Source organism: Mucilaginibacter sp. P4_G9 (assembly GCF_056400985.1).
Genome location: NZ_JBFUKF010000341.1, coordinates 1 through 5370, shown reverse-complemented (window position 1 = coordinate 5370; position 5370 = coordinate 1). Strand labels below are relative to the sequence as shown.

Genomic DNA, 5370 nt, shown 5'->3' with positions numbered 1-5370 from the left:
GTTCCAGGATTACCTGGATAACAACAATCAACCTGAAGCAGACGAAACCATACGTTTGAAGCAGCTGATTTCTATAGTTGAGGCAGAAGTGGCCAGGCTTCCTGCACAAATGCGACTCATATTCCAAATGAGCAGGAACGCTAATCTTTCGCATCAGGAAATTGCAGACGAGCTTGGCCTGAGCATACTAACAGTAAGGAAACAGGTTAACAACTCCCTTAAAACCCTGAGATTGAAGATGGGAAGTAAGTTTTTTTTATTTTTTTTCTAAATCGTCTACTCCCTTCGCGCTTGCTAAGTGTATATAGCATAATCGGGGAAAATAGCCCCTTACCAATTATGTCTAAAAAAGACGCAACAGATTTATTGAACAGGTACCGTAATGGTCATGTATCCGAAGAAGAAAAAGCTTTGGTTGAAAGCTGGTATTTGAATTATACCCAAAAGGCTGCTAATCCTGAAATCAGCAACCTGGAATTGGAGGCTAATCAGCATAAGATACTTGATCATATCATGGCTGAAATTGGGCCGGAACGGAAAATTCATTATTGGCGGTATATGAGCGTTGCTGCCGCTGTTCTGGCGGTAGTATTTGCCGGAGGAATACTCCTGAAAGAAAACAGGCTCCCTAATAAAGTATTATCCTCTGTTATAAAACGGGAAGGTAATCATTTGCCGCCCGGGGGTAACAGGGCTACGTTGATTTTATCAAACGGCAACTCCATAAACCTTAGTGGTATAAAAATCGGCACCCTTGCCAGTGAAAAGGGGGTTGTTATTAATAAAAACGCCGACGGCCGGATAACTTACAGCCACGGCAAGAGCAATGCTGCATCGGCAAATGTATTTAACACGGTTTTAACTCCAAGAGGGGGCCAATACCAGCTTGTTTTAAGTGATGGAACCAAAGTTTGGCTAAACTCAGCCTCATCTTTAAAATATCCGGTAACCTTTGCTGCTACGAAACGTGAAGTAGAGCTTTCTGGAGAAGCTTACTTTGAGGTTGCGCATAATCAGCGTAAGCCATTCCTGGTGATATCAAACGGGCAAACGGTACAAGTTTTGGGTACCCATTTCAATATTAACGCCTATCCGGACGAACAAGCTACCAAAACCACGTTGCTGGAAGGAAGTGTTAAAGTGCTTACAAATGGAGTAAGCAGCAAAATTAAACCCGGAGAGCAGGTTCAGCAAAAAAATGGCAAGTTGTTTGTCTCGGAAGTAGACATAGAAGAAACCATAGCCTGGAAAAATGGTTTCTTTTATTTTAAAGACGATAATATTAAAACAATTATGCGGCAGCTTGCCCGCTGGTATGACGTTGAAATAAAATATGAAGGGCAGATCCCGGAAAGGGAATTCTCCGGCCAAATGAATAAAAACATCGATGCCTCACAACTGATGCACATTTTAAGTATCGAAAAAATACATTACCGCTTAGAGAACAGAACCATAGTTATAATACCATGATAATAATCCAATTATTCACTTAAACCCCTTTTTATGAGAAAAAACACACGCAAATAAATGTCTTAAGGCCACCCGGCCAATGGTTAAAAGCAGAAACGTACCCCGACGGCAATCAGGGTACGTGTATCTGAGTTAACCTCTTTAAAAGAAAATGATCTTATTCGGTAATCATCCATTAACTCAAACTTATCAAAAGTATGAAATTAAATGCTCTTTCTGTGGCATTAGGTAAACTACGGCCGCCCCAAAAAATAATATTGGTTATGAAACTGACCACCTTAATTATTCTTTTAGCTTTTTTGCAGTGCAGTGCTAAGGTTTTTAGTCAAAAAATTAACCTTAATGAAACCAATGCGCCTTTAAAAAAGGTGCTGAAAGTTATTAATAGTCAAACGGGCTATGTGTTCTTTTATGAATCAAAAGCTATTCGTAATAAAAACATCACTATACAGGTTAAAGATGCATCTCTTGATGCCGCTTTAGTGGCTTGTTTGAAAGGTCAGCACTTAAGCTATGAAATAGTTAACAACACTATTTTTATAAAGGATCAGCAAACGCCTGCCCAAATTCCATCGGTAAACTTACAGCAGGTTGCATTGAAGGTAAGCGGTTTGGTTTATGACGAAAAAAACACCCCGCTGCCTGGTGTTACAGTTAAATTAAAAGGCAGTACTGCCGCCGTAATTACAGACAAAGACGGGAAATTTAACATTGATGTTCCAGATGCAAACGCCGTTCTTGTTTTTTCGTTTATCGGCTATACAAAGCAGGAACTAACCATTGTGCAGGGCGGCCTGATGACTGTTCACCTGCAGCCAGAACAATCAAAACTAAATGAGGTAGTTGTTGTGGGGTATGGCACTGCCAAAAAAACGGATTTAACAGGTGCTGTTGGCTCGGTACGAAGCGAAGCCCTGCAGGAGCGGCCGGCTTCATCCCTTAACCAGGCCCTGGCTGGCCGTATATCGGGGGTAAACGTATCTTCCAATTCGGGCAGGCCCGGCGGTAAAACCAATATCCGTATCCGTGGTTCAAGCTCGTTGCTCACAACCAACAATCCGTTGTATGTAATAGATGGTGTTATTATGAGTAATATAGACCTCAGAAATGGAAGTACGCCAATTGATTATATCAATCCCAATGATATCGCCTCTGTTGAAGTATTAAAAGACGCCTCGTCTACAGCTATTTATGGCGCCCGCGGTGCAAACGGTGTTATCATGGTTACAACCAAACGCGGAAGCACCAGTGGTGGAAAGATATCGTATGACCCTGATTTCAGCATTGGCGTACTGCCTAAAGAGCTTCCTGTACTAAACTCAAAGGAGTTTTTAGCTTTAGAGGACCTGGCCTATGCCAATGCGGCAAAATATGATCCTGTTGGATGGGCTACCGGTACCAAATATACCGACCCTAAAACCAAGAGAACTAACCCGCTATTGTTTGATGCACAGGGTAATCCGCGGTATGATACCGATTGGCAAAAATTAGCGTTCCAAAAAGCATTTACACAAAACCAACAGCTTTCATTTACCGATGGCGATGAAAAGCGCAGCCTTGGTGTTTATTTAAACTATCGTAACCAACAGGGGCTGGCGCGTGGTTCATGGCAAAAAAGATACTCCGGACGCTTTGTGTTTGACAGCCAGATAAAAACCTGGGCAAAAGTTGGAGGAACATTGGGTTATACCGATCAGACCGATAAACAGGTAGACCAGGTTGATGGAGCCGGCATTACAATGATGCGGGATGTTTTGGAAGAATTGCCTATTATTCCTGTAAAATATGCAAATGGGGCCTGGGCCAGTAACAGGGATTATCCGGGTATGGAAGGTGGCGACAATCCTTTGAGGCTTGCCGCTGATAGGAATGACTTTCTTAAAACTCAAACCTTGCTGGCCGATGTGTATGCCACGCTTCACTTTGCCGAAGGTTTGGACTTTAAATCAACAATTGGCACCAACCTGATTAATCAATCCGAACAATATTCGGCCGCCGCGGGATTACAGTATATTTCTGATAAGGGCGATGCCAGCGTATCTAACAGCCGGATCACTTCCTGGCAATTTGAAAATTACCTTACTTACAGCAAGCAGTTTGCCAAGATACATTCAATTAACGCCGTGGCGGGTTTGTCATGGCAGCATAACGATCGTTTTGACAGCTATGCGGCTTCCAGTAATTTTTTCGATCCTTACTTTCAGTTTAATAACCTTGGTGCAGGCGCCAGTCCTCAAGCTCCATCTTCGGGCGCAACGGCTTCCGGGTTAAACTCATATTTCGCCCGTTTAAATTATGGATTATTAAATAAATACCTTGTTACTTTCACGGGAAGGAGGGATGGCTCGTCAAAGTTTGGGAAAAACAATCAATATGCCTATTTCCCGTCCGCAGCACTCGCCTGGCGGGTAATAGAAGAAGACTTTATCAAAGCTATTCCTGTTATTTCAAACCTGAAACTTCGTGCAAGTTATGGATTAACAGGTAATTCTGAAATTGCGCCGTATAGCGCTAATGCCGGTTTAACCACCGATGGCTATGTGATAGTTTTAGACGGAACCCGCCAAACAGGGGTAGGCAATGCCCGTATGGCGAATGATAATTTAAAATGGGAAAAAACGGCACAAACCGATATGGGTTTAGAACTTGGTTTGTTTGCCAACAGGCTAAATTTTGAATTTGATGTATACCGCAGAAAGGTAAATGATATGCTGCTGAACCAGCCTTTGCCACTCAGCAGCGGATTTTCAAGTGTTGTTGCAAATGTTGGCAGCATGGAAAACAAGGGTTTTGAATTGGCTTTGAATACTATTAATATCAAAACAAGTAGTTTCTCCTGGAGTACCACATTCAATATTTCTGTAAATAAAAACAAAGTGCTGGCCTTAGCCGGTGGTCGCGATATATTCTCCGGTAACGGAATTATAAGAGTAGGCGAACCTGTAGGTTCTTTTTATGGAAGAGTAAGCCTTGGAACATGGGGTAGCAACGAGGCGGCTGATGCAAAAAAATACGGTATGTTGCCGGGTGACATAAAGTATAAAGATTTAAACAATGACGGCACTATAAATGACCTTGACAGAACCATTATAGGAAAAGGCATCCCAGACGGCTATGGAACTTTCCTAAATACCTTCCAATACAAAAACTGGGCGTTAACAGTTGATCTGCAGTACATGTACGGCAATGATGTGCTTGACAGAAGCATCCACTCGGCAGAAGACAGGCAAGGTATTGCCAACAGCTACAAAACGGTATTAAACGCCTGGACAGAAACTAATCAAAATACGCCTATTGCGCAAATACGGCCCATTAACGCCTATTATACCACTAATAATGACAGCCACAAGGTAACCGACGGATCGTTTATACGTGGGCGCAACCTGTTGCTTGCTTACACGCTTCCATCATTGGTATCGTCACGGTTAAAACTAAACAGGTTAAGGGTTTATGCATCTGTGCAAAACTTTTTTGTAGCCACCAAATTCAAGGGCTATGACCCTGAAGTTTCCAACTCCAGCGCGCCATTTGACCAGGGCTTAACATTGTACGATTACCCGAAGCCAAGAATATTTATGCTTGGCCTTAATGTTGGACTGTAATTAATACCAATTTTTTAAACAAGGAAAAATGAAAACAATAAAGAAATATAGTTTGCTGGCATTAATAGTTGGCATATCAGGGCTATTCGGCTGTTCTAAATTTTTAAACGAAACAGATCCGAGCAACTTTACAGTGGGAGCGTACTTTACCAAACCAGAACAGGCCAGAACTTCTGTAAATGCTATTTATGCGAGCTTGCGCGATCCGATGTCTGGTGATTTTGGTGGTGCGGCCTGGACAATGACAGAATTTGCTACGGGGCAGGCGGCCACCGATTTGGGGCAGGCGGTTAATAGC

3 protein-coding genes and 1 pseudogene are annotated in these 5370 nt (G+C 42.5%); all 4 read left to right on the top strand.

The annotated features are described in order from the left end of the window. A partial coding sequence (locus AC1DPZ_RS21200) for a sigma factor-like helix-turn-helix DNA-binding protein (protein ID WP_477407167.1) occupies positions 1–271 on the top strand: 271 nt, incomplete at its 5' end. Positions 272–339: 68 nt separating this feature from the next. Beyond that, positions 340–1470, top strand: a complete 1131-nt coding sequence (locus AC1DPZ_RS21195) for a FecR family protein (RefSeq protein ID WP_477407165.1) — start codon at positions 340–342, stop codon at positions 1468–1470. 263 nt (positions 1471–1733) lie between these two features. After that, positions 1734–5072, top strand: a complete 3339-nt coding sequence (locus AC1DPZ_RS21190) for a TonB-dependent receptor (RefSeq protein ID WP_477407163.1) — start codon at positions 1734–1736, stop codon at positions 5070–5072. Between the two features lie 28 nt (positions 5073–5100). After that, positions 5101–5370 (top strand): annotated as a pseudogene (locus tag AC1DPZ_RS21185) (hypothetical protein); the annotation flags it as partial.